Origin of the sequence: Enterococcus sp. OL5 (assembly GCF_006491895.1) — a bacterium.
GTDB classification, from domain to species: Bacteria; Bacillota; Bacilli; order Lactobacillales; family Enterococcaceae; genus Enterococcus_D; species Enterococcus_D innesii.
The window spans coordinates 96,851-120,254 of the sequence record NZ_VHIL01000011.1; the positions used below are offsets into that span (position 1 = coordinate 96,851).

The following is a 23,404-nucleotide window of genomic DNA, read 5'->3' on the forward strand; positions in this document are numbered from 1 at the left end:
TCTATTTAAGGATTGCTTTGGCTTAGCCGCGTAAACGTTCCACATCGCGAGCGATCATTAATTCTTCATCTGTTGGGATCAAAAGCACTTTGACTTTTGACTCTTCAGTTGAGATCACTAATTCTTCGCCGCGTTTTGCATTTTGATCGGCATCTAATTCGCAACCAAACCAAGTCATGCCTTTGATGACTTCGCTACGGACGTGGGCATCATTTTCACCGATACCAGCAGTAAAGACGATCGCGTCAACGCCATTCATGGTTGTGACATAGCCACCGATATATTTACGGATCCGGTCAGTAAAGACATCATAAGCAACTTTGACTTCTTCTTTGTCGTAGTTTGCTTCTAGATCGCGCATGTCACTTGAAATACCAGTTAAGCCTAATAGACCAGATTTTTTATTCAAAACATCCACCATTTCATCGATGTTCAAATCTAATTTTCCCATTAAATATGGTAAAACAGCAGGATCGATGTCACCTGAACGTGTGCCCATCGTTACACCAGCTAATGGCGTGAAGCCCATTGAGGTATCCACTGATTTTCCGCCGTCAACCGCAGTGATCGACGCACCGTTCCCTAGATGGCAAGTGATGATTTTTAATTCTTCGATTGGTTTGCCTAACATTTCTGCTGCACGCTCAGAAACATAACGGTGGCTTGTACCGTGGAAGCCGTATTTACGTACTTTAAACTCGTTATAGTACTCTAATGGCAAGCTGTATAGGTAATTGTGTTTTGGCATCGTTGCATGGAAAGAAGTATCAAAAACAGCGACACTAATGATTTCTGGCAAGATTTTTTTGAAAGCAGTGATCCCCATCAAGTTTGCTGGATTGTGTAATGGCGCAAATTCAGCCAATGCTTGGATGCGTTCCATCACTTCGTCTGTAATCACAACAGAATCAGGGAAATCTTCTCCGCCGTGAACGACACGATGGCCGACACCAGTGATTTCATCATAGGCACCTAAAATGTTTAATTCGATCAGTTGATCCAATAACATTTTTACCGCTACTTCGTGATCGTTGATGTCGATGATTTGTTCGAATTTTTGATCTTCCCCATATTTGATGGTAAAGATAGAATCTTTCAAACCGATTCGTTCAACGATTCCTTTAGCGACAACTGTTTCCTCTGGCATTTGATATAATTGCCATTTTAAACTTGAACTTCCAGCATTGATTGCGATTGTTTTTGACATGATGATCTCCTTATCCGAATTATATTACAGATTTGCTGCTTTCCAAGCCGCAAATTGTTCAAAAAGTTTTGTGATGTTCTTTGGTTCTTTCAGTGAGGCTAGCTTGACCAGCAAGACTTCGTCTGCTTGTTTGCTTGTCCCTCCATGGTTTTGTAAAAGCAAAATACTTTTACGTGAATGTTCATTTTTAAAGAGTTCTTCAGGAAGCTGAATCATTCCTTGCAAATAAACCTTTTCTTTCAGCCATTTTTTCAAAAATTCACTCTGTTCTGTTTCCAAGAAGTTGCTTGGTACTAAGAACAAACCGTACCCACCTGCTTTGACATAGTTCATCGCTTGTTCCATCAGCAAATGATGGGCGTAACTGTGTCCTTCAGGAGCCGCTGTAATGAAACTTTGGGCTTTTTCATCTTGTGGGTAATAGCCCACCGGTAGATCGCTGATTGCCAGATCCATTGGTTCGATCAATAGCTCTTGTAAGCCATCTTGATGGAACAAATGCAAAGGCGCTTTGGTCCATTCCCCCGTTGCAGCTGCGATCGCCAACAAGGTTTCGTCAATATCCACACCGGTTCCTTCTACTGGCCGCTTGGCTAATTGTAGATTCAGCAAGACTGTCAATAAGAGATTCCCCATGCCTACCGATAAATCCAGAAGTTTCACTGGTTGATCGGCACTGCTTAGTTGCTCGATCAGATAAACGAATAAAAACCCAAGACTATCTGGTGTCAGTTGGTGATTGGCCTGCAAGCGCTCCGTTTGGCTGCCTTTGAGCAAAACCAACTGCGCAAGCTTGCGTTTTTCTTCTGCCGATAGTTCCATTGCTCGAATTTCTTGATAGATGGTTTCTAAACGAGCAGCAGTTGCTTCATCAGGTACCCCATCGATCACACGAACTTGGTATTGATCAACAAAATTTTCGATCGTCTCTACGTAAGCATCAAAAAAAGACGTTTCCAATGCGTTTTGAAGCAATTGGATCGCTTCAACGGTCAAATGAAAAGACGTTTCCATTTTTTCTGCGGACATCTTGCACCTCTTTTCAAAACTATAACAACATATATACCTGTTTAATTTTAGCCGATTCATCCAAAATAATCAATCGCTTTCGTTTAGAATAATTTGTGAAGCTGTAAACATTCTTTTTCTATTTCTGTATGAAAAAGGATGGTCGAAACAACCATCCTTTCCCTGTACTATTCCTCTTGGTCTTCTGTGTCTATTTCAGGCTGTTCTTCGGGTAACAAAAAGGTAAATGTAAAGCGGCGGCTTTTGACATGGCACTCGATCTGTAAGACCTGTCCTTGCCGTTCATAGGTCAACTTTCCCACATTATAAAGACGTGACCCTTGATCAGCCATTTCGTTTTGCAAGAATTCCGCATGGAACAGTTCACTCATGATGCGAGCTTCATAAGTTTCAATGGTTTTTGTATAAAAAAGTGCCGTTGTCCGACTATTTTCTAACACCAGTAATAGCATCAAACTCATCAGCTGTACAAACAATAGTGCTGTCAATAAAATACTGCCCTTATGCCGCCTCTTGTGTGTGTATTTTCCATTGCCCAATTTTTTGCTCTCCATTCTCAAAGGAAACGGTAAAGCGGATCGCTGCGCCAATTTTCTCAAAAGACACATCCGCTACTTCTGTCAATAGTGGTTGATAGCCATTGTTGTCCCGTTTCCGCAGCACGCGATTGATGCGATCGATCGTTACCGAATTGTTTTGACTGCTTCGCAAATATAGCGTCGTCTCGCTGACTGATAGATAGGTACAGGTACTTAATTCCCGTTCCAGCTGAAGCAAAAACACATGCCACTCTCGATCTTTGCGAGCCATGATCTGCTGATTGACCGGTGCCAGGTGCTTGACGATCCCACTGATCATCAATAAGCAGATCGCCAATACCCATAAAGACAACAGGCACTCCCACAAAGTAAAGCCTTTACTCTTCATACAAAATCTCCCAGAGCTGTTCGCCACTTTGGATGCGTGCCTGTTGATGCTGCGCTGCTTGCCAAAAGCGAACTTGATAGACCGCCTGACGCTGCGTCGTGTAGCTGATGGCTGAAGAATCAAAGGAATGGTTCTGGACTTCTTCATACAGCACCCTCATCATCTGGGCTTTTTCCTGCAATGCCGCACTTTGAGCAAGTACAGCAGCCTGCATCACTAAAAACAATAAGATACACGTTGCTAACACCCCAAACCCCATCAGGCTTTCGGCCAAGATATACCCGCTATTCAACGATTTTTTCATAACGGCCACTCCCAAATAAAAACTTATAGCTGATGGTTTGCTTTTTCTCCTGCCAATAAAAAACGATCTTTCGCAGACTGCTGTTGTTGCCAGATTGACTACTGAACAGGATGTCGGGAAACGCCTGCACCTCTAGCTGTGAAGGAACTTCAATCTTCGTTACCGGCTCAGTGGTAGCTCCGTGAAACGAAACAGTTGGCGTTGGCTCTGCTTGATAGACGGCCCGGGTTTGTGTGTTGTCGATGATGGCCGTTTGCTGTAAAGTGTAGAGCCCTTTTTCTAAGCGAGCACAGAAGCCTAAGACTTCGGCAGATTGCTGATAGTATTCAATGGCCACAACAGGGAAAAAGAGAAACATACTACTGACAAGAAGGACCAAAAGGCTTTCTATTAAGGTAAACCCAGCAAAAGAGCGCCATTGACAGTCCTCAGTTCCCCTGCTCATAAATCGCATATTGTTCCTCAGATACATACCCTTCAGCAATCAATTCTTCTCTCGAAGGCTCCCGATTTTCATTCAGACGGAAGAGTTCGATCTGGGTTTCCACTACTTTCACGATCGCCGCATTTCCTTTCTCATCAATGATTCCTCTTTGATTGGCAAGATTTGGGACGAACAATAAAACCAAAATACTGATCACTAATAAAACGACTAGCATTTCAACCAATGTAAAGCCTTTTTTGACACGCCAAATCCCCTGCTTGCGAGGAGATGCTACTTTCTTTTCTATCATTCGATCACTCCTTGGATATTTCCATAGATTGGTAAAAACATAGCGGCATAGATCCCAACGATCATTAAAGCAACCAACAAAAAAATCAAGGGCTGAATCCAGTGGATGGATTTTTCGATTCGTTGAAACAAGCGTTCCATCAATAATTGACTGTATAAAAAAAGCTCTTCTCCTAACTTTCCTCGTACTTCTCCTTGAAAGACGATCAAAGAAAATTCTGGTGTGAGAAACGAGAAATGACGAAGTTTTTCTGGGAGTTCTCCACCCAACGTCAAGGTTACTCGTAGCTCCCGTGCTAATTCTTGGATCAGCGTGGCTTTGCTGGTTTGTTCCATGCACTCAATAATTTGTTGGATATCTAATCCTTGCTGAAACAGCTTGCCCCATTCCAATGCGAAAAAACTCGTGTGATAACTCGTGTACAATGCTCCGAACAATGGCAGGCGGCTGAAAAACACAGCTTTTTGCAAGGCAGTGCGGCGGGCAAACACCCAGCGGCTGATCACAAAAAGCAGCCCACTGAACAACAAGAAGAGGATAAGTACTGCGGGTGCCCAAGTGATGGCGCGAATGCCCAAATGACCTTCGTCGATCATGCCAGAGGCTAACAATTGGGGCAATAAAAAGCGGTGCATCCCAAAAAGCGCAGCTAGTAAAAAGACCAGCAACAAAAGCGGATAGGCAGCTACTTTGTACAGCAGCTGTTTTTGCTTGTTGACCAATGTGTGGTAGTCGACCATCCGCCGCAAGGTCGCCGTGAGATCCCCATGCCTTTCTGCTAAATGAAGCTGACTTTTTTCAGTAGCTGATAACGACAACGGCGCTACCGCTGCTGCAAAGCTTTGCCCTTGGGCAAGATGGACAATCAGCTGTTCGATCACAGGTTCAGAAAACTGGCGGCTGCGCAGCAGCACTTGGAGGCTTTCTTGTAGGGAAAAGCCACTCTCCAATAACACCGTGAAGGTGACTAAGAGGGCTTCAGTTGCACGGCGTGGTAGCTGGGGCTTCTTTTTCATAAACTTCATCGCTGATCCACCCACTTTCTTTCACTCGGTTTAGTACGTGTTGCCACTGTTTTTCCACTTGCCCCTCATAAAAGTGATACGCCAGCAATCCATGAGGTTCATTCGCTTCATTTGGCAGCAATCGCTGATAAATGATCCCTTGCAGCGCATGTGCCAGACGATCGTCTGTCCCGAGCAATTCTAGCAGCCGCGTCTTGGTTTCTGCTACACCTCGGGCATGGATCGTGGCAAATACTCGGTGACCTGTCAGAGCGGCTCGAACAGCGGCTTGCGCCGTTTCTTTGTTACGGATCTCGCCGATCAAAAGCAGGTCCGGACGATGCCGCAAAGACAAGCGAATCAATTCATCATAATCTTGCCCGATCTTCAAATTAGTTTGTAGCTGCAAAAAGCGCGGCTCTTCGATCTCGACGGGATCTTCAATGGTAATGACTTGCCCCTTGGTTGCCCGTGCTAACTGATACATGAGGGTCGACTTTCCTGATCCAGTGGGGCCTGAAAACAAATACAGCCCTCTTTGTTTGGTCCCCTGCTGGATCTGCTGGACATCTTCTGCAAAGAAATAGCGCAGATGCTCCTGAGTCAAGGGATAAAGAAACCGCATCACGAGACTTTCACGCCCTTGGTAGTCACCGACTGTTGAGATGCGCAGCCGCTGCAGCTGATCGCCGAACGGATAACTGACTGCGCCTAACTGAGCTTTACGTCGCTCTCCCACCTCCATTCCTCCTAAAAATTTGAAGCGAGTGATCAGCTGTTGGGCTTCTTCATTCGTCAACACTTGATAGGACTCTCTGAGATAGCTTTTGCTGAAAATTACCTCCATCTGTGAACCGCTAGGCAAAATGGCCAGATCCTGCATACGTTCTTGTCTTCCATAAAGAATCAACTCGTCTGAGAATGCTTGAATATCCACGACTTATCCCTCCTAAAAAGAAATACGCAAACGCTTTGAGAATAGAAAAAAAGATGAAGCAAATTTGCTTCATCTTTCATCATTCGTTTATTTCTGTGGTTCTTTTGCCACAAATTGGGCTTCCACCCGATAGATTCGCTGCCCGCGGCTGGAGAATTTTTCTTCATATTCCGTCATGATATTGTTCTCAAAGGTACTGTTATGCAGGTCCAACCAAACTTGTTTGATGATCATGCCATATTGAGAAAAGCTCGCTAAGGAATACTCAAACAATCCTTGGTTGTCCGTTTTGAAATGGATCTCGCCATTAGGTCGTAAAATTTGCTCGTCCACTGCTAAAAAGGCTTTAGAAGTCAAACGGCGCTTCTCATGCTTTTTCTTAGGCCAGGGATCAGAAAAATTCAAGTAGATCTGGTCTACTTCATTGTCCGCAAAATAGTTGGTCAATGCGGAACCATCCACATGCAGCAGTTGCAAGTTTGGGATCTCCTGCTCGATCATTTTATCCAATGCGATCGAAACGACACTGATCTGCATCTCTACCCCAATATAATTGATCTCGGGATGAGCTTTCGCCATTTCTGTAATAAATTGGCCTTTTCCCATGCCGATTTCGATGTGTAGCGGATGATCATTGCCAAAGCGTTCATGCCAACGCCCTTTCCATTCGATAGGCTCTGCAACGACGTATTGTGGATGAGCTTCAATCAGCTCTTTTGCACCTGCACGTTTTCTTACTCTCATGTTTCTTCCTTTCCGAAAAAACAAGATGGAACCAAATTGCCTCGCTCCATCTTCTCTTCATTCACTATAAATTCGTTTTAATTGTAAAATCTCTGCATTCATGGCTTTGTAATCGCCCCGCAGATAATATTTTTTGACCTCTTGCAGCATACTCAACAATGCATACCAATAAATCTTTTCGATCACTTCGCTGCTGCTATGGATACCATAGCGCACCAGCCAATGAGACCAGCTGGATAGCGGCACATAGTGACCTAAAATAGTCCCGATGTCGATTGCTGGATCTGCAAACATCACGGAATCCCAATCGACTAAATATAAATAATTTTGACAAACTAGCCAATTTCGATAATTGACATCGCCATGGACGACCGCGGCTTTTTGCTCGTCAAAAGCTGGAATATTAGCTTTTAAATACTCGGTGACCAAATGAATAAAACCGTTTTGGGCGACCGCAGAAGGCAGCTGATCCTGATAATCCATCAGCATCTGTTCAGGCGATCTGACTTGTCCCCCTATTTTACTTAGCATCTGTGCCAGTGTTTTTGAATGATGCAAGTGATACAACACATCAATGACGTCATTTCTTTGGCCGATTTCATCGGGATCTAAGACCCGTCCATCCAGCCATTCTTGTGCGGAGAGCGTATCGCCATTTCCCGTCCGTTTCGTCCAGACGAGTTTGGGTGCAATGCCCTCTTTAGAGAGTGCCGCAAGCATCGGGGTCGTATTTCGTTTGATAAAGACTTTGTCGTTGTCCTTGAGCCCGATATAGGCTTTCCCGGTGTCGCCTTTGATCGGCCGCATACGCCAATCTTGATCCAAGCGAATATCCATCCTAGCTTCTCTCCTTATTTCGCAGTACCTCTTATTCTAGCTTCCCAAAGGGTCGCCGTCAAGCGCATATGCGTTCGCTTTTTGTAAGAGAAGCCACTTGTGGATCAAGCATGCATTTTCTTTAATCGCCCTGGTAAATAGATGCCTAAAAAGAGACCCGCAAACCCTAAGAAGCCAAGAAACGCGATACCGCCTTGCCAAACAAAAGGCAAGCGCAAGCAACAGATCACGCCGAAAAGAACTGCGGTCACCAGTAAGAGTGCCCCAAGAATTTTTTTGATCGCTGCGGCTTTTTGTTTTTCTGGCACGGGATACAGATGGGTCAAAACCATGTATTGAAATTCATTGATCAAGGGAATCAGTTGGAAACCGATCAGATAAAGAAACAAGCAGCCGATCAGCAGACTGATCCAAAGCTCATCGACAAAGAACAAGACGAACCCACCAATCAAGGATAAGCGGACATAAAGGCCGCCGTATTGCCCACCACGAATCACTCGGCGCAAGTAAAGATAGAGATACGTATTGCTGTGCACTGGCTTGATCTTTGCCAGCAACCAGTCGAGGTATTTGCGCCGTTTGGCTTCCGTCGTGATTTGGGGAACATCTGTAAATAAGTTGATAAACCGATAGATCCGCATTAAGCGCGACTGTTCGGCTTGGATCATATAGTCCCAATCTAAAAGCTGACGATTAGATTTCACGCCAAAGAGGAACCAGATTGCTTGGAGGATGCTGATCACCAACCCTAACCAAGGTACTACATAAATACTAGCAAGTGCAGCAACTAGCGCACTGACCATCCAGATGCCTCGCTGCTGTTTGACTTGCTGCTGGGTTTCTTGATACAAACGGATCCGTTGTAGTGAAAGATCCCCCAGTTTTAAGAGCCACATCATCCCTAAAAAGTATGGGAATGAGGCAAAGGTGCTGTTTGCTGTGACCACGACCAAAGGCATTGTTGCCCCTACGGTTAAAAATAAAACCCCAAAGGGCAGCCAGAGGGAATAACGTAACGCTTGGCTGAGGTAACTTGTCATTTGTCCTTCCTTGGCTAAAAGAAAAATCAAGTCTGCCGGTTTTGTCAATGTCGCTAAGCGTCCTAACGGTAAAACAAATAACCAAACAGCCACCACGATGACGCCGCCTAAGGGAAACGGCCGCGGCAATGTTTTTAATAACTCCGAATAGTAAAGACCGAGGCCTCCGACTAAAAAGGTGCTGATCAAAGCAAAATGATCATTGAAGACATAGCGCAAATAGCGTGTCATCTGTTTTTGATGCCGCTGTAAGCGTTGCGAGAAAAACTGCTTCATGCTTGACTCTCCTTTGTCAGTGCGAGGTACAGATCATCAAGGGAGGCTTCCGTTGCTTGAAATTGGCTTCTTAGTTGCGCCAAGGTCCCTTGTGCGCGGATCTCACCGTTATGCAGTAGAATGAATTTATCACAATACTTCTCTGCGGTTGCTAAAATGTGGGTGGACATCAAAATCGATGCTCCAGTTTGTTTCATCTCATTCATCAGTTCCAATAATGCATTGATCGCTAAAGGATCCAATCCTAAGAAGGGTTCGTCGATGATGTAAACGCTTGGTTCAATCAAAAAGGCACAGAGCACCATGACTTTTTGTTTCATTCCTTTTGAAAAATTTGCTGGGAACCAATCGAGTTTGTTTTCTAAACGAAACGTTTTTAACAAGCGTTCTGCTCGCTTCATGGCTTCTCCTTGCGGAAGATCGTAGGCCATCGCCGTCACTTCGATGTGCTCTCTTAAGGTCAATTCTTCATATAAAGAAGGGGTTTCAGGGATATACCCGATTTGTTTGCGGTATTGCTCTGGGTTTTCTTTCAGGGTCAGGCCATCGATCGTGATGGTGCCGCTGTGAGGTTGCAGTAACCCGATGATCTCTTTGATCGTCGTACTCTTTCCTGCCCCGTTCAAGCCGATCAAGCCGACGAGTTCCCCATCGCCGATCGTAAAATCAATATTTTTTAAGACTGGCAGTTGATTATAGCCGCCTGTCACGTTTGCTACTTGTAAAGTCATTTTCTTCCTCCGATTCACCTAATTACGACACTTTTTCAACGTAGGCTCTTTTTGTTCAATTCAGTCAGCTGGCAAAACAGTTATTTATTTTTCTTTATTCGTAACTTGCAAGATAAATTCGTTTTCTCCCACTGTAATGGGGTCTTGCGGCAGTTCTTGGCTGCCAAAGCGCTCTTGCCACGTTTGTGCTTCGCTGGCTGGAAAGACGACCATTTGGATCGCACCAGCAGCAAGACGGGTGGTAAATGCTTGGACAGCAGCTGGTTCAGCATAAGAAACCAGACTGATCCTCAGCTCTTCTTTTTGATACCCTTGGTCAATCGCCCATGCTTCAACGGCTGCTTCCAATTCACTTTGCACCGCAGGGTCCATTGCTGTTTCAGTGACAATGGCGGCATTGACTACTTCTTCTTGCGGACGTGTCAGAGAATAAGTGATTGAACCAGCAAACACCACAAACAGCGTGATCGCGATCAACCACTCTTTATAGGCATAGGCTAAGTAGCGAAGCTTCGCTGAAGTCGTTGTTTTTTTCTGTAAGGTTTCTCTAATGATCGGTTTCATAGGTTCCTTCTTTCCAAATGATTTCTGATATTAAGTCTAGGGTTGTTGGAATCTAAATGCAAGCGTTTCTCGCTCGCTTTTCGCATTTCTTTAAAAAAGCGCCTTTGTTGAAGGAACAGTTGCCTTGTTCCGACTTTTTCAAAGAGGAAACCAGACGAAAAAAAGCAAAATATGGTAAAGTAGAGGTACTAGATCAAGGAGGTTTTTTTACAATGGAAAATTGTATTTTTTGTAAAATCAACAATCGTGAGATTCCTAGCTACAAAGTCTACGAGGATGAGCAAGTCTATGCCTTTTTAGATATTTCCCAAGTCACCCCGGGTCATACATTGGTGATCCCCAAAACGCATGTGACGGATATTTTTGAGTACGATGAAACGTTGGCAGCAGCGGTTTTTGCCCGCATTCCTAAGATTGCTCGAGCGATCGAAAAAGCATTCCCTGAGATCGAAGGCTTAAATATCATCAACAACAATAAAGAATTGGCGTACCAATCGGTCTTTCATTCCCATGTCCATTTGATTCCTCGTTACAGCAAAGACGATGATTTCAAGATCCATTTTGGCAATCACGCAGACAACTACACGGGGGAAGAACTAGCGGCAATCGCCGAAAAAATTGGAAAGCAGGTGGATTAAATGATCGGCAATTTTCTTAAAGGACTATTATTCGGTTCCATCGCCGGCGGCTTAGGTGGTTTGCTTTTTGCACCGAAAAGCGGCAATGAAACTCGTGAAGAATTGATTCGCTATTTAGATGACACGACAGAAGCGACCTTAGAATTCAATGACAGCGTTAAACAGCTAAAGGATGCTGTGATGGTGACCCGCAAAACGATCGACGAAACCATCCCCGTTGTGACCGAATCTTTTACGAAAGATCTGGAAGCCTTCAAATTCCAAGCGCAACCGCGCCTTGCTCGGATCAAAACCCAAATGGAGCAGTTAAATCAGCACATCACGACGATTCAAGCCCAAAGCGCAGAGGATACCAAACAAATTGAAAATTTGTAGTTTTTATGAATTTTGTTTGAAACATCCACTGTTTTCTTCCCAACCATTTCTAGAAGTGGTATAGTAGGTGCAGTGATTATTATGAATCTTTTTTAGAATTAGGAGTGCTTAAACGAATGAAGAAAAAATTAATTTTAGTAGCAGTCAGTGCAATGAGTCTTTTTGCATTAGCGGCTTGTGGTAATTCAAGTGAGGAAATCGCAACAATGAAAGGCGGTAAAATCACTGTTCAAGATTTTTATGACCAAGCAAAAACAAGTTCAGAAAACCAAAATGCGTTGCGTCAAATGATCGTCTTAAAAGTCTTTACTGAAAAATATGGTGATGATGTTACCGAAGACATGATCGATGAGCAATTCAACAATATGGCTGAACAATACGGTGGGAATGATTCCTTTGAATCAACCTTGACTGCCTCTGGTTATACGGTGAAGTCTTACCGGGCAGAATTGAAGCAACAACTTGCTTTACGTGAAGGCTTAAAAGCCAACATGGATATTACTGACGAAGACATGAAAACAGCATGGGATTCTTTCCACCCAGAGGTAGAGGCACAAATCATCAAAGTAGCAAGTGAAGATGATGCCAAAGATGTCTTAGAAGAAGTGAAAAAAGATGATGCTGATTTTGGTGAAATTGCCAAAGAAAAATCAACAGATGCAGCCACAAAAGAAGATGGCGGAACAATCAAATTCGATTCTACTTCATCAGCTGTACCGAATGAAGTAAAAACAGCCGCTTTTGACTTAAAAGATGGTGAAATCTCTGAAGTGATCTCTGCCACCAACACATCAACTTACACGACAGAATACTACATCGTGAAAATGGTGAAAAACCAAGACAAAGGCAACGATATGGATAAATACAAAGATGATTTGACTGAGATCGCTCAAAACACCTTATTGAATGATCAAACATTCGTGGCAGCAACGATCGGTCAAGAATTGCAAGCAGCCAACGTGAAAATGAAAGACTCTGATTTAGCAGACTTGCTTTCTGATTACATCACAGCAGCCGAAACAGAAGATTCAACTGCTGACTCTTCTGCAACAGATGCAACGGACAGCTCAGCGGCAGATTCTTCTGCTACTGATGCAACCGATGACTCTACTGCAACGAGTGAAAGTGCTACAGATTCTTCTGCTGAATAATAAAAAAAGAAGTGCCGTCATAGCGGCGCTTCTTTTTTTGTACCGATTAGATTTCTATCTACGATTCAAATTTTTCCAGCAGCTAACAAAAACCACGCTAAGCAAGCCTAGCGTGGTTTTTGTTCTTTCCGTCATTCACTTTGGTTGATCGTGCTGCAACGTCGCTGCTACACTTCTTTTGGTACATAAAAACTCCGGTTGTCCATGCCAAAAATACGATCCGTGTATTGACCAGGTTCCGTTAAACGGATTGACGTCAGCATCATTTGCATGGAAGCATCCAAGTTATCGATCTGATGGAGGATTTCTGCTTCCATTATGCGGGGCCGAACAGGTGACCCATATTCTAGCAACCCATGATGAGCTAAGACCATATGCCGCAAAACAACGATATCTTCTTCTTTATCATCAAATTTCAAAGCAATACAGGCTTGTGTGATTTCTTCATCCACTAAGACGAGATGCCCTACTAGATTCCCTGCTAAGGTATACTCTGTCGTCATGGGACCTGTCAACTCGATTACTTTTCCTAAATCATGCAAAATAATGCCCGCATACAGCAGTGACGCATTTAATTCAGGGTATTCTTTGACGATCGCTTTTCCTAACCGCAGCATAGTTGTCGTATGATACGCCAATCCACTGGCGAAGGCATGGTGATTGCGCTTCGCTGCTGGAAAGTCAAAGAATTCCTTTTTATACTTGTTCAACAAGAAACGGACGATGCGATTCCAGTGAGGATTTGTGATCTCAAACAAGGTTTGACTGATTTCTTCTTCCATCTCTTCTTTTCGCAAGGGCGCTTTTTCCATGTATTGGCTTGGTTCATGAGGTTCTTCCGGCTTCGCTAAGCGCAAATGCATGATTTTGACTTGGGGATTGCCTTGGTAGACTTCCCGTTTCCCATCTAGCAGTACTACTTTCCCGGGTTCAAAACGGGCGATTTCTTCATCTGATGCATCCCAGAACTTTCCGTCGATCGTGCCGGATGTATCTTGAAAGGTGAAGGCAATAAATTTTTTACCGTTTTTCGCGATTCGTACATCGGCATTCTTAATCAGTAAGAAAAGTTGAAACGTTTCATCAACAGTTAATTCACGAATTTTTTTCATGGGCTTATTTGGCCGATCAGCCAAATCTTTCACTTCCTTTACTCAGATCCTGGATAGGCTGCTGGTACTTCTGATAATAGCTTACCATTTCTTGATCAGAAGACAAACAAATTACTTGATAACTTTGACCAAACTCTTTTAACAGCGCGGCGAAGCGTTCCTTACGAACACTGTCATAATGCAACCAACCATCATCAATAATGATCGGGCACAACGGATGATTTTTTTGCAGCGCTAGATAACCGAAACGTAACGCCATGATCAACTGATCCTTCGTGCCTGTGGACAAGTCGATGATCGAAAAGGTCTCGCTGGCATTTCCCGCTACTAACAGACCATTTTCCAGAAGAATCTTTTGATAACGTCCGTTTGAAAGCTGTTCAAAATAAGTCGAAGCGGCTGACAATAGCTGCGGCAATTGCTGTTCTGACAATTCGGTCGTGACATCCGTCAAAATTGAAGCCGCCAACTGACGACTGCCCCATGCCACAGCGAGTTCTTCAATGACCGCCTTCAGCTCACTTTCTTCTTGATAAAGCTGATTCAAGGTGCCTTTTTTTTGACTGGCTGCTGCTTCTAATTCCAAGCGCTGTTTTTGCTCTGTCAACTGCTGTATTTGTGCTTGAAGCTGTGTTTGCTGCTGCTTGATCTGGTCTTTTTGCTGCAGCAATTCTGCTTGTGTCACTGGTTTGGGATAGATCGGTGTTAACATCTCCGCCAATTCTTCTGCTCGCTGCTGCGTGCGTTGCGCCGCTTCCCATTGCTTCAACCAGAGGCTGATTTCTGCGGGGTGATCTAAGCCTTGCTGCTGCAAGAGATCACTGGCCTGGGAAAGCAGCTGGTCGCGTTCATTGCGGGTGCGGTTCAATTGTTGAGCCAGCAGTGTGCTAGGTTGTTGCAGCCGTGAAAGCTTGATCGTTTGCATCTCTTCATGAAATTTCTGTAAGATCGCTGCTTTTTCTAACACTGTTTTGTTTTGCAGCGGCAGCCACTCCGCATACGGACGGTACTGCTCGTCAAAGGGGGCCAGTTCTTCTGCGACGGCTTGCCGTTCTTGATAGGCTTGTTTGCGTTGTTGCGAGTAGGCTTGATAGCTAGCAACATCTTCATCATAGGCCAATAGATACGCCTGCCAGCTTTCCACCGGCAAATTACCAAAAAAGGGTGTCAACGCTTGGTAGGCACGATCGATCTGCTGCTGCTTTTGCTGCTGTTCATTTTCCAGTTGTGCCAACTCTTCTCCCAGTAGATCCAGCTGCATGAGGATCGTCTGCCATTCTTGCTTTATGCCTTGCTGCTTGTTTGGCGCTGCTTTCATCAGCGGTAAAACACTGCCGATGATCGCTGCGATCCCCGCACCTAATGCAAGCCAGCGCCAGGGACTCGGCAAAAAGATACCGATCACTGCTAGCAGCCCACCGACGATCCCTAGCGGCCATAGCGGGCGAGAAACCGGCTTGCGGCCAATCAATTGAGGATGCTGCTGCTCTAAGCGAGCTGCGGTGGCTTGCAAAGGCTGCGCTTTTTCTTCTAAACGCATCATGCGCTTTTCGAGCTCTTCTAACTGCACACGTTCTTGTAGTAAACGTGTGGTTTGTTCATGGATCGAAGCCGTTACTAGCGGCGGCGATTCTCTGCTCCATTGGCGCTTTTCAATCAAGCGATTCAGCTCCGTGATAGCGACGGCTTCTTGTTGATTGGCCGCTGCTTCACGATCTGCCAAACGCGCCATCGTCACTTGCTGCTGCAGCAAGTGATGGATTTGGTGCTCATGATCAAGATAAAAGAAATACTTATCTGATTCTTTTCCTTGCTCCAACTGATCTAATTCAGCTTCTTTTTTGCGAATTTCTTCCGTCAGCTGCTGATACTGCTGATAAAACTGTTTGATGGCTTGGACTTGCTGAGGATCGGCTAACGTATCTGCTGGTGCCATTTGCTGCCACTCTTCATAAAGACCCCAATGACTCAGCTGCTGCTGATTTTCCTGATAGGCGTCATTCAATGCTTGATACTGGTGTCGCAAGTCTTGGATCTGTTCTTGCAGCTGGGCGATCTGCTGATACTGCTGTTGGATACGGCTTTCTTCGCTTTCTTTTTCCGCAATCGTTTTTTGCAGTTTTTCTAATTGTTTTAACGCCTGGTTCAAAGGCAGCTTTTGCCCCCGCGGCTTGTATTGCTGCTGATTGGTGGTTTCATATTGCGCCACTTGCTGCAGCATTTTTTGACTGCCGCTGATCCCTAGAGAAATCAACGCTTGGTGCAGCTCATTTTCTTCTAGCTTATCGATCTGGGTCAATTGCTCTTGCTGAAAAGTAAAGACATCGAAGAACAACGCTCGATTGAGGGGCTGCAAGTGTTGTGCCAGCCATTGCTCATCAACCGTCTGACCAGCGACATGGACTTTGGCACGACCACGGTCCACTTGCCGATAGCGTTCGACGATCACTTCGCCGAAGGGTTCCAGCGCCAACCATAACTTGCCACCGTAAGCAGCACCGTTTTTGGGGGTATAGTCTTTTTTCTTGGCTGTCTTTTTCGGAAAGCCAAACAAGATGGAGGCAATAAATTGATACAACGTCGATTTTCCGATCTCATTGTGCCCAAAGAGCAGCTGATTTTGCGGATGAAAGGCAAAACTTTGTTCATGGTATTTCCCAAAACCGGTAATCTCTGCTTTTAAAATTTTCATGACTGCTCCTCCCATTGAAAGTCGTCTTTCAACAATTGTTTAGCTTGCTGCAAGACTTCTTCTTGAAATGATTCATGGGTGATCCCTCGCTGGATCAGCGGATGCTGCAATAGGTCCGACAGTCGGTCCGCAAACATCTCTGGTGACTCATACATCGCTAAAAACTGCAGCATATAATCTTCTGATACCGCCAATGCGATCTTGTCTTCATTGGCTTGCTCGACTTCAAGGGCATAGATCACTTGCAGTGGCTCTGTTTGCGCCAACCGTTCATTGAGGTAGGTTAGCCATTCATTTTTTTCCGCAGCTGGAAACCAATCTGGCGGCAGCTGCTGCACATCGGTCAACACCAGATGCAGCAAGCGCGAACGAGGACTTTTTAAACGCTCGATGATCGCTGGCAATACGGCATTCGAGGCGGTCACATCCGCTAAGGAGACCACTTGCTTTTGCCAAGCGATCTCAGCGATCTCCAAGCGCTCGATCGTTGATCCTTGCGGCGTTAAGTCTGCCAAAATCACCCCAGTCGCCTGTTCTTTCTTGGTCTTTCCTTGGGGTGTACCGGGATAGAAGATCGGCGGCTGCTCTGAGAGCGTCTTAGGTACATGGATGTGCCCCAAGCCCCAATAATCATAGCCTTTTTGCTTCATTTCACTGATTGAAAAGGGGGCATACCGTTCACCGGCTTGATCCCCGTGGTAAAGCCCAATATGGTAATCCACCGCTGCTCTTGCGGGAAATTCTGTTACTTTATTTTCAGCGATCCAAGGATGTTGGTAGCTAAATCCACTGATTGCATAGGTTTCACCGTTTTTCGTTGTTCCTTGAACCGTTTGAACTTCTTCTGATGAAAAGAGAATGACATTTTCTGGAAAAGCAAACCAATACCGTTGCGGATCATAATAATCATGGTTGCCGAAAATCATATAGACTGGGATCTGTGCTTCCCCTAGTCGTTGCAGTTGGGCAAAAAAGTCATGCTGCACTTTTAGACTCGGCCGTGCTTGATGGAATGTATCCCCAGCCAGCAAAACAAAATCGACCGCTTTTTCTAAGGCAACATCCACCAAATTACGGATGATTTTTTGATTGATGGCAGGGAGTTGGGTCTTCACTTTTTCAGATAACAAATGAACCCCTTCAAATGACCGGTCGATATGCAGGTCTGCACTATGTAAAAATCGCATTTCTTTCTCCCTCCTTAATGCTTCTATCATAACATTTCTCAGGCATTTCGTCAGCAAAATACGAAAATTTGTTCGCCTTTTTCATAAAAAAAAACCAAAGAAGCGCTTTTGAAACTTCTTTGGAAACGGCTCTTGCAGTTGCAGCCGATTTCTCTGAAGATTCACTAGCTTCTTTGGTCTTTGTCTGTTGGCGATTACGCTTCGTATAGATCTCTTACAGGACCCATGATGATGCGGTTCAAGTCATTGGCTACTAAGCTGAAGGCTTGCTCTTTTTGCATCAAGTCAGAAACGATGCCGTCTTGTTGAATTTTTTGCGATAATTCTTGGGCTTTTTGCGCTTCTTCTTCCGTCATTTCTTCGCCAGCCATCATTTTTTGTTGCAGGCTTTGTTGTAACTCTTGAAACTCTTTGAATAACGCGTACGCTTCTTCATTTGCTTTCAAACGGTCGAAAGAACCTTTCAGATCTTGAAATTGTTCTGACTCCCGTAATTCACGTTCTAATTGGTTTGCTGTATCATAAATATTTGCCATTTTGACGCCTCCTCTTTTTTTCTAGTATACCATTCTTCTCAGGTTCTAGACTAGCAGTTGCCTAATTCCTTTAATTTCCACTAATGGAATTCCACAAGCCGCCAAACAATTCTTTCGTTCCTTCTTTGATCTTGCTGCCGAATTCCTTCATACCTTCTTTGGCGCTTTCGGCAAAGTCATCGATGGTTTGTTGCCAATCATTGCTATTTTGTGACGTACTGCTCTCAGGATCTGGTACCTCATCGGCTGCCATTAATTTTCCGCCTGTCCAATAAGCGTCTGCAACTTGGAATTGGGTGCCTTGACTATAAGGCAGTAAGCTTTCGGCCTCTGCTTTAAATATTTTCCCAACAACTTGTCCGCTAGTTCCCGTTAAGTAATGATCTTCACTCACATGTTCAAATCCTAGCCAGGTTGACAGAACCATATCAGGAGTATAGCCGACGATCCATTGGTCATTGACCTTAGAAGCATCAAAGTTGGTCTCTGTCGTACCCGTCTTACCGGCGATCGTAAAGCCGTACGGACTAGCACTAACACCCGTCCCGTTAGAGAAGGTACCCAGCATCATGCTCGTCATTTTATCAGCGGTCTCTTTAGAAATCACGCGTTTGCCTTGCACAGACGTATTGTCAACGATCACGGCACCGGTAGAATCAACGATTTTGGTGATCAAATGCGGTTTGTAGTAATACCCGCCATTTGCGAAAACGCCATACGCTGCTGCCATCGTCATTGGTGATTCCCCTTTTTCCAAACCACCTAATGCTAAGCCATAATATTTGTCGGATTCAGTCAAGGAAAGACCGAATTCTTGTGCTTTGCTGTACCCACGATCTAAGCCGATCTCATGCAACAGCCAAACTGCTGGCAGATTCAAGCTTTGGGCGAGGGCTTGATACATGACTGCTTCGCCAGCATAGGTCCCATCAAAGTTTTGAGCATCATAAAAATCAAGGGGCTCGTCTTTCAGGATACTATCGGGTTCAAACCCAGCTTCTAGGGCAGGGGCGAAGACGCTGATTGGTTTGATCGTGGAGCCTGGTGAACGTTTCATTTGCGTGGCAAAATTAAAGCCTCTAAAGACGTGCTCGCCACGACGACCCACCACCGCTTGCACCCCACCGGTATTCGGATCAAGTGCGACAGAGCCAGATTGCACCATCGTGCCATCAGCGGCATTTTCAGGGAACAAGGCATCGTTTTTATAGGCAGCTTCCATTTGTGCTTGGTAGTTTTGATCCAGCGCTGTATAGATCTTGTAGCCGCGATTCATGACATCATCAGCATCCAACCCATAGGATTCGGCTTCATCGATGACCGCATCGAAATAATAAGGATACTTATAGCCAGATTCTGAATTGCCAAATCCATCATACAGTAAATTGGCTAAGGCAACTTGTGATTCTTGGTCAGCAACGGACTGGTCCAACTTGCCGTTATCCACCATCAAACTCAAGACGGTGTCGCGACGGTTCGTGGCGTTTTCCAGATTGTCGATCGGGTTATAGATCGAAGGACCTTTGAGCATCCCCACCAACGTCGCAGCTTCTCCCACGCTTAGTTCAGAAGCATTGACACCGAAATATTTTAGCGAGGCATCTTGAATGCCCCAAACCCCGTTACCGAAATAGGAACTGTTCAAATACATTTCCAAAATCTCATCTTTGGAATATTTCTTCTCGATCTCGATCGCTAAGAAAAGCTCCTTGGCTTTTCGACTAAAGGTTTGATCCAAGGACAAATAGGCATTTTTGGCAAGCTGTTGGGTGATGGTACTTCCCCCACCGCCTTCGGCACTGCGGTTAACCAGCATGCGTAGGGCTGCCCGAGCGATCCCCTTGATATCAAATCCGTGGTGATTATAGAAGTTGCGGTCTTCGGTTGAGATCAAGGCGTTGACTACATCACTGGAGATGGCATCAAGAGAAACGTACGTGCCTTTTTGCGAGTACAATTGCCCTGCTTCATCGCCATTGGCATCAAAAATCACCGTTGATTCTTTCAGACCTGACTCTAATTCACTAACTTTCGTATTTTTGGCGATATAAAACAAATACCCGCTCATGATTAAAATAGCAACTAAACTAAGTAAAATAAAAATTTTATTTACGTGGTATTTTTTCCAAACCCGTTTGCGCCATTGATGAAATTGCTGCAAATATGGTTTTAACCAGCGCCAAAAGGTCAGCCAACCGGTTTTTATTTTGTGAAGGATGTGCTTCCAATCCATTACTTCACGCTCCTTTGGTTAAGTGTAGCATAAATGACTTTCTTTTTTATACGGCTCTAGACGTAATTTCATTCGAAAAGAATGCTTTATTATTCTAGCATTGAATACTCTGTTTTTTATTGTTTTTTTTATAAGAAAAGCTTAAAGATGCTATAATAGTCGGTAGCGAACAGCAAAGAAAGGACGTTTTTATGGAATACACCATGACTTTACCCGAAAATCACCCGCCCATGCCGCTTCGCGAGTTGTTGGAACAGGAGTGGCTCGTCCCACGAAAAGTGCGCCATTTTCTGCGAACACGGAAAAATGTGGCCGTCAATCAGCAGCCTGCGATGTTTCATCAAGAAGTTCGTGGCGGCGATCAAATCACTTTGATCATTGAAGACAGTGATTACAGCTACCAGCCGATCCAGTTAGGCCAAGCAGACAAAGTCGACGTACTTTTTGAAGATGAGCACTTATTGGTACTGAACAAGCCAGCCGGGGTCAAGACGCACCCCAATCAGCCATTAGAAGCAGATACCCTGTTGAATGATGCAGCTGCTTACCTTGCGCCGAAACAGCAGCAGCCTTATGTGGTCCATCGTCTAGACAAAGAAACCAGCGGTGTCGTTTTATTCGCAAAAAATCCCTTGGTGTTGCCGATCTTGGGCCGAATGTTGGAAAACAAACAGATTTTCCGCCGCTATCAAGCCACGGTTTGGGGCAAACTCACGCAAGATCAAACGATCGCCAAAAAAATCGGTCGTGACGGTCACGATCGGCGCAAGCGGATCATTGACCCCCGCAACGGTCAGTCAGCCGTCACTCATGTAACCATCGCCCACGCCCAACAAAAGACGACCGATGTGTATTGTGTGTTAGATACGGGGAGGACCCACCAAATTCGCGTCCACCTTGCCAGCATCGGTCATCCAGTCGTTGGTGACCCGCTTTACCAAAACAAACCAGCGCCGCGTTTGCTGCTGCATGGCTACGAATTGCATCTAGAGCATCCCTTTACCAAAGAACAGTTAGTGATCATCGCTCAACCGGGCTTGTGGTAAACAAAAAAAGCATGACGACTTGAGGAACCCCCTCTTGTCAGTCATGCTTTTTGGTTTCAGATGATTGTTTTCAATGTTTCTACTCGGAGCTTTGCCTTATAGCGGCAAGTAAGCTGCTGGATCAACGAACTCTGACCACAACGTCTTACTTAGTCCAAAGTGCAGATGGACGCCTGTCGAATTTCCAGTCGTCCCCATCGTACCGACTTGGTCGCCGACTGCAACGGTCGCCCCCTTCGAGACACTGACAGCTGTTAAATGAAAATAATACGAGTAAAAGCCGTTATCGTGAGCCAAAATCACGTAGTTTCCAGTGCTTGGGCCATAGCCAGCATCTTCTACCTGTCCATCACGAGCGGCGACAATCTTCTCCCCCGCTTGACCGGTGAAGTCGATCCCGTCATGCTGCGTCCCTGAAAAACCAGTTGGGTCAGCTCGAGTACCAAAACCGCTGGAGATCGACACGGAGCCCGTGATTGGCAGTGAAAATTCACTGGCTGCCGCTTTCTCTGCTGCTTCTTTGGCTTTTTGTTTTGCTTCTTCAGCGGCTTTTGCTTCTTTGTCCACTTTTTCTTGCAAGTCTTGTACTTGCACTTGCGTCTGCTGCAGCTGCTCTTGTTGGCTCTGCAATTCTTCTTTTGCTGTTGCTAGTTGTTCTTTACTATGTACTAATTGGGCTTGCGTCAAGGTTTGGTACGAAGTGATACGTTGTTGTTCGGCTTCTTTTTCCGCCAACTGTTGGTTTACTTCCCGTAAAGCTGCTTGTGTTTCACTAAACTTGCGTAGTTGCTGGATCGTGGCTTGCGGTCCATCGACTACCAGGCTGCTTTGCGCTTGGCTTCCTTGGTGCTGGGCTTTTTGGTCATTCAGAGCAGCGATCTGCGTTTGAACTTCCTTGCTTTCTTCTGCCAATTGGTTTAATTCTTCCTGATAATCTGCTAATTGACTTTCCAGCGCTGTGACTTTCTGTTGGCTAGTCGTGACTTCTTCTTCATAAGAGGCTAGTTCTGTGGTCAAAACCGTCAGTTCCTCGCTGCTCTTGGTTTCAGCAGCATAACTGACAGCTGGCTGGAAAAGGGGCAACGTAAGGGCGAGCAATAAAAAAATCTTTTTCTTCAATGAGGTAACTCCTTCTTTTTTTAGTAGCTTGGCTACTGTAACATGCTTATTCATGAAAAAAAAGAGGGTTTTTCCAACAGTTTAAAGTCTATTGTTGCAAACTTTCATGTAAATCACCTATAAAACGGGCTTTTTTTACAAATATTGCAGCCGAATAACAACTTTTATAAGAATTTCTTTAGCTCGCCGATCGTCTTATCCTCGCTCTTGCAGCTTCGACAATTCCTCAGGAGTTAATTCCCGATACTCGCCTAATGCCAAATCATCTGGCAGGGACAGGCCTCCCATGCGAATCCGTTTCAAATAAACAACTTCTTTTCCTACTGCCTGGACCATCCGTTTGACTTGATGAAACTTGCCTTCATGGAGAATCAGTTTGATTTCGCTGCGCGTTTCTTCTTCATCGACGTTGAGGATCTGCAGTTCAGCCGGCAAGGTCCACTCGCCGTCTAAGTTGATGCCTTTGGCAAAGGTTTTTTGATCCTCCGCTGTCATGATCCCCTCGACTTGGGCATAATATTCTTTTTCCACATGCTTTTTAGGCGACAATAATTGATGCGCCAATCCGCCATCGTTCGTAATCAGCAAAAAGCCTTCGGTGTCTTTATCCAACCGTCCTACTGGAAACAAATCTTCACGAAACGCTTCTTCAGAAAACAAATCTAAGACCGTCTCTTCATAGGAATCGACGGTTGCCGAAATCACTCCAGCGGGTTTATTTAGTAAATAATAAAACTGGCTTTGATAGACGATGGGTTCCCCCTCAAAACAAACGGTATCTTGTGTTTCTAGTACTTGCGCTTTGTCACTCTTGATGACTTGTCCATTGACGGTCACGAGACCTTTTTTGATCAACTGTTTCACTTCTTTGCGGGAGCCATAACCCATATCCGCTAAAAACTTGTCTAAACGCATTGCTTTCTTCCTTTCATGGAAAACAGCCGCCAAGGTCTCGCAATGGAGGCTCAGCGACTGCTTCTG

At 44.9% G+C, this 23,404-nt stretch carries 25 protein-coding genes; 4 read left to right on the forward strand and 21 right to left on the reverse strand.

The annotated features are described in order from the left end of the window. Nucleotides 1-22: 22 nt before the first annotated feature. The 14 genes from FJU10_RS13110 to FJU10_RS13175 form a co-directional block, all read right to left on the reverse strand. Nucleotides 23-1,207 (reverse strand): acetate/propionate family kinase, encoded by a 1,185-nt coding sequence (locus FJU10_RS13110; RefSeq protein ID WP_140966121.1) that lies wholly within the window; start codon nucleotides 1,205-1,207, stop codon nucleotides 23-25. Nucleotides 1,208-1,231: 24 nt separating this feature from the next. Next, nucleotides 1,232-2,236, reverse strand: coding sequence for a class I SAM-dependent methyltransferase (locus FJU10_RS13115; protein WP_077452345.1), 1,005 nt, complete (start codon nucleotides 2,234-2,236; stop codon nucleotides 1,232-1,234). Between the two features lie 167 nt (nucleotides 2,237-2,403). Continuing rightward, nucleotides 2,404-2,775 (reverse strand): competence type IV pilus minor pilin ComGG, encoded by a 372-nt coding sequence (gene comGG / locus FJU10_RS13120; RefSeq protein ID WP_223273066.1) that lies wholly within the window; start codon nucleotides 2,773-2,775, stop codon nucleotides 2,404-2,406. Further along, a complete protein-coding gene (comGF, locus tag FJU10_RS13125) occupies nucleotides 2,738-3,163 on the reverse strand; it encodes a competence type IV pilus minor pilin ComGF (protein ID WP_140966122.1) in 426 nt (141 codons plus the stop codon). Before comGF ends, comGG begins: the two co-directional genes overlap by 38 nt. Further along, a complete protein-coding gene (locus tag FJU10_RS13130; RefSeq protein WP_140966123.1) occupies nucleotides 3,153-3,467 on the reverse strand; it encodes a hypothetical protein in 315 nt (104 codons plus the stop codon). Before FJU10_RS13130 ends, comGF begins: the two co-directional genes overlap by 11 nt. After that, nucleotides 3,448-3,921 carry a competence type IV pilus minor pilin ComGD gene (comGD, locus tag FJU10_RS13135; protein ID WP_189372323.1) on the reverse strand — a complete coding sequence of 158 codons (474 nt, stop codon included), beginning with the start codon at nucleotides 3,919-3,921 and terminating at the stop codon, nucleotides 3,448-3,450. The genes FJU10_RS13130 and comGD overlap by 20 nt, the downstream gene beginning before the upstream one ends. Then, a complete protein-coding gene (gene comGC, locus FJU10_RS13140; RefSeq protein ID WP_140966125.1) occupies nucleotides 3,896-4,201 on the reverse strand; it encodes a competence type IV pilus major pilin ComGC in 306 nt (101 codons plus the stop codon). Before comGC ends, comGD begins: the two co-directional genes overlap by 26 nt. After that, a complete protein-coding gene (gene comGB / locus FJU10_RS13145; protein WP_140966126.1) occupies nucleotides 4,198-5,226 on the reverse strand; it encodes a competence type IV pilus assembly protein ComGB in 1,029 nt (342 codons plus the stop codon). The genes comGC and comGB overlap by 4 nt, the downstream gene beginning before the upstream one ends. Next, on the reverse strand, nucleotides 5,180-6,142 hold the full coding sequence (gene comGA / locus FJU10_RS13150) for a competence type IV pilus ATPase ComGA (protein ID WP_140966127.1): 963 nt from the start codon (nucleotides 6,140-6,142) through the stop codon (nucleotides 5,180-5,182). Before comGA ends, comGB begins: the two co-directional genes overlap by 47 nt. An 87-nt stretch (nucleotides 6,143-6,229) precedes the next feature. Further along, the gene (gene trmB / locus FJU10_RS13155) at nucleotides 6,230-6,886 is read right to left on the reverse strand and encodes a tRNA (guanosine(46)-N7)-methyltransferase TrmB (protein ID WP_140966128.1); all 657 of its coding nucleotides are present in this window, start codon (nucleotides 6,884-6,886) and stop codon (nucleotides 6,230-6,232) included. A 57-nt stretch (nucleotides 6,887-6,943) separates the two neighbouring features. Next, the gene (locus tag FJU10_RS13160; RefSeq protein ID WP_077452353.1) at nucleotides 6,944-7,723 is read right to left on the reverse strand and encodes a phosphotransferase family protein; all 780 of its coding nucleotides are present in this window, start codon (nucleotides 7,721-7,723) and stop codon (nucleotides 6,944-6,946) included. A gap of 104 nt (nucleotides 7,724-7,827) precedes the next feature. Next, the gene (locus tag FJU10_RS13165) at nucleotides 7,828-9,039 is read right to left on the reverse strand and encodes an ABC transporter permease (protein WP_140966129.1); all 1,212 of its coding nucleotides are present in this window, start codon (nucleotides 9,037-9,039) and stop codon (nucleotides 7,828-7,830) included. Continuing rightward, nucleotides 9,036-9,770 carry an ABC transporter ATP-binding protein gene (locus tag FJU10_RS13170; RefSeq protein WP_140966130.1) on the reverse strand — a complete coding sequence of 245 codons (735 nt, stop codon included), beginning with the start codon at nucleotides 9,768-9,770 and terminating at the stop codon, nucleotides 9,036-9,038. The genes FJU10_RS13165 and FJU10_RS13170 overlap by 4 nt, the downstream gene beginning before the upstream one ends. 84 nt (nucleotides 9,771-9,854) lie before the next feature. Continuing rightward, nucleotides 9,855-10,334 carry a hypothetical protein gene (locus FJU10_RS13175; protein ID WP_081117833.1) on the reverse strand — a complete coding sequence of 160 codons (480 nt, stop codon included), beginning with the start codon at nucleotides 10,332-10,334 and terminating at the stop codon, nucleotides 9,855-9,857. Between the two features lie 212 nt (nucleotides 10,335-10,546). On the opposite strand from FJU10_RS13175, the gene FJU10_RS13185 reads away from it, so the two are divergent. The 3 genes from FJU10_RS13185 (at nucleotide 10,547) to FJU10_RS13195 (ending at nucleotide 12,498) form a co-directional block, all read left to right on the forward strand. Further along, entirely contained in the window at nucleotides 10,547-10,972 is a 426-nt protein-coding gene (locus FJU10_RS13185) for an HIT family protein (protein ID WP_005227719.1), read from the forward strand. Continuing rightward, nucleotides 10,973-11,347 (forward strand): YtxH domain-containing protein, encoded by a 375-nt coding sequence (locus FJU10_RS13190; protein ID WP_077452358.1) that lies wholly within the window; start codon nucleotides 10,973-10,975, stop codon nucleotides 11,345-11,347. Nucleotides 11,348-11,463: 116 nt separating this feature from the next. Further along, nucleotides 11,464-12,498, forward strand: a complete 1,035-nt coding sequence (locus FJU10_RS13195; RefSeq protein ID WP_077452359.1) for a peptidylprolyl isomerase — start codon at nucleotides 11,464-11,466, stop codon at nucleotides 12,496-12,498. A 167-nt stretch (nucleotides 12,499-12,665) separates the two neighbouring features. On the opposite strand, the gene FJU10_RS13200 is transcribed toward FJU10_RS13195, so the two are convergent. The 5 genes from FJU10_RS13200 to FJU10_RS13220 all read right to left on the reverse strand — a co-directional run bounded on the left by FJU10_RS13200 (nucleotide 12,666) and on the right by FJU10_RS13220 (nucleotide 20,258). Beyond that, complete coding sequence (locus FJU10_RS13200) at nucleotides 12,666-13,610, reverse strand: 3'-5' exoribonuclease YhaM family protein (RefSeq protein ID WP_081117852.1); 945 nt, start codon at nucleotides 13,608-13,610, stop codon at nucleotides 12,666-12,668. Nucleotides 13,611-13,626: 16 nt separating this feature from the next. Continuing rightward, a complete protein-coding gene (locus FJU10_RS13205; RefSeq protein ID WP_189372325.1) occupies nucleotides 13,627-16,302 on the reverse strand; it encodes an AAA family ATPase in 2,676 nt (891 codons plus the stop codon). Then, on the reverse strand, nucleotides 16,299-17,489 hold the full coding sequence (locus tag FJU10_RS13210; RefSeq protein WP_223273067.1) for a metallophosphoesterase family protein: 1,191 nt from the start codon (nucleotides 17,487-17,489) through the stop codon (nucleotides 16,299-16,301). Before FJU10_RS13210 ends, FJU10_RS13205 begins: the two co-directional genes overlap by 4 nt. Before the next feature lie 194 nt (nucleotides 17,490-17,683). After that, on the reverse strand, nucleotides 17,684-18,025 hold the full coding sequence (locus tag FJU10_RS13215) for a YlbF family regulator (RefSeq protein WP_005227708.1): 342 nt from the start codon (nucleotides 18,023-18,025) through the stop codon (nucleotides 17,684-17,686). 70 nt (nucleotides 18,026-18,095) lie between these two features. Then, on the reverse strand, nucleotides 18,096-20,258 hold the full coding sequence (locus tag FJU10_RS13220; RefSeq protein ID WP_140966133.1) for a PBP1A family penicillin-binding protein: 2,163 nt from the start codon (nucleotides 20,256-20,258) through the stop codon (nucleotides 18,096-18,098). A gap of 191 nt (nucleotides 20,259-20,449) precedes the next feature. On the opposite strand from FJU10_RS13220, the gene FJU10_RS13225 reads away from it, so the two are divergent. Then, a complete protein-coding gene (locus FJU10_RS13225; protein ID WP_140966134.1) occupies nucleotides 20,450-21,304 on the forward strand; it encodes an RluA family pseudouridine synthase in 855 nt (284 codons plus the stop codon). A gap of 96 nt (nucleotides 21,305-21,400) precedes the next feature. Here FJU10_RS13225 and FJU10_RS13230 read toward each other — a convergent pair whose 3' ends face one another. Beyond that, complete coding sequence (locus FJU10_RS13230) at nucleotides 21,401-22,477, reverse strand: M23 family metallopeptidase (RefSeq protein WP_140966135.1); 1,077 nt, start codon at nucleotides 22,475-22,477, stop codon at nucleotides 21,401-21,403. A 141-nt stretch (nucleotides 22,478-22,618) separates the two neighbouring features. After that, nucleotides 22,619-23,338 (reverse strand): pseudouridine synthase, encoded by a 720-nt coding sequence (locus FJU10_RS13235; RefSeq protein WP_140966136.1) that lies wholly within the window; start codon nucleotides 23,336-23,338, stop codon nucleotides 22,619-22,621. Between the last annotated feature and the right edge of the window lie 66 nt (nucleotides 23,339-23,404).

Excerpts from the sequence above, each read along its gene's own strand:
- FJU10_RS13110 (WP_140966121.1), bottom strand. The coding sequence starts at position 1,207 with ATGTCAAAAACAATCGCAATCAATGCTGGAAGTTCAAGTTTAAAATGG.
- FJU10_RS13115 (WP_077452345.1), bottom strand. The coding sequence starts at position 2,236 with ATGTCCGCAGAAAAAATGGAAACGTCTTTTCATTTGACCGTTGAAGCG.
- comGF (WP_140966122.1), bottom strand. The coding sequence starts at position 3,163 with ATGAAGAGTAAAGGCTTTACTTTGTGGGAGTGCCTGTTGTCTTTATGG.
- FJU10_RS13130 (WP_140966123.1), bottom strand. The coding sequence starts at position 3,467 with ATGAAAAAATCGTTGAATAGCGGGTATATCTTGGCCGAAAGCCTGATG.
- comGD (WP_189372323.1), bottom strand. The coding sequence starts at position 3,921 with ATGCGATTTATGAGCAGGGGAACTGAGGACTGTCAATGGCGCTCTTTT.
- comGC (WP_140966125.1), bottom strand. The coding sequence starts at position 4,201 with ATGATAGAAAAGAAAGTAGCATCTCCTCGCAAGCAGGGGATTTGGCGT.
- comGB (WP_140966126.1), bottom strand. The coding sequence starts at position 5,226 with ATGAAGTTTATGAAAAAGAAGCCCCAGCTACCACGCCGTGCAACTGAA.
- trmB (WP_140966128.1), bottom strand. The coding sequence starts at position 6,886 with ATGAGAGTAAGAAAACGTGCAGGTGCAAAAGAGCTGATTGAAGCTCAT.
- FJU10_RS13160 (WP_077452353.1), bottom strand. The coding sequence starts at position 7,723 with ATGGATATTCGCTTGGATCAAGATTGGCGTATGCGGCCGATCAAAGGC.
- FJU10_RS13165 (WP_140966129.1), bottom strand. The coding sequence starts at position 9,039 with ATGAAGCAGTTTTTCTCGCAACGCTTACAGCGGCATCAAAAACAGATG.
- FJU10_RS13170 (WP_140966130.1), bottom strand. The coding sequence starts at position 9,770 with ATGACTTTACAAGTAGCAAACGTGACAGGCGGCTATAATCAACTGCCA.
- FJU10_RS13175 (WP_081117833.1), bottom strand. The coding sequence starts at position 10,334 with ATGAAACCGATCATTAGAGAAACCTTACAGAAAAAAACAACGACTTCA.
- FJU10_RS13185 (WP_005227719.1), top strand. The coding sequence starts at position 10,547 with ATGGAAAATTGTATTTTTTGTAAAATCAACAATCGTGAGATTCCTAGC.
- FJU10_RS13190 (WP_077452358.1), top strand. The coding sequence starts at position 10,973 with ATGATCGGCAATTTTCTTAAAGGACTATTATTCGGTTCCATCGCCGGC.
- FJU10_RS13195 (WP_077452359.1), top strand. The coding sequence starts at position 11,464 with ATGAAGAAAAAATTAATTTTAGTAGCAGTCAGTGCAATGAGTCTTTTT.
- FJU10_RS13200 (WP_081117852.1), bottom strand. The coding sequence starts at position 13,610 with ATGAAAAAAATTCGTGAATTAACTGTTGATGAAACGTTTCAACTTTTC.
- FJU10_RS13205 (WP_189372325.1), bottom strand. The coding sequence starts at position 16,302 with ATGAAAATTTTAAAAGCAGAGATTACCGGTTTTGGGAAATACCATGAA.
- FJU10_RS13210 (WP_223273067.1), bottom strand. The coding sequence starts at position 17,489 with ATGCGATTTTTACATAGTGCAGACCTGCATATCGACCGGTCATTTGAA.
- FJU10_RS13215 (WP_005227708.1), bottom strand. The coding sequence starts at position 18,025 with ATGGCAAATATTTATGATACAGCAAACCAATTAGAACGTGAATTACGG.
- FJU10_RS13220 (WP_140966133.1), bottom strand. The coding sequence starts at position 20,258 with ATGGATTGGAAGCACATCCTTCACAAAATAAAAACCGGTTGGCTGACC.
- FJU10_RS13225 (WP_140966134.1), top strand. The coding sequence starts at position 20,450 with ATGGAATACACCATGACTTTACCCGAAAATCACCCGCCCATGCCGCTT.
- FJU10_RS13230 (WP_140966135.1), bottom strand. The coding sequence starts at position 22,477 with ATGAATAAGCATGTTACAGTAGCCAAGCTACTAAAAAAAGAAGGAGTT.
- FJU10_RS13235 (WP_140966136.1), bottom strand. The coding sequence starts at position 23,338 with ATGCGTTTAGACAAGTTTTTAGCGGATATGGGTTATGGCTCCCGCAAA.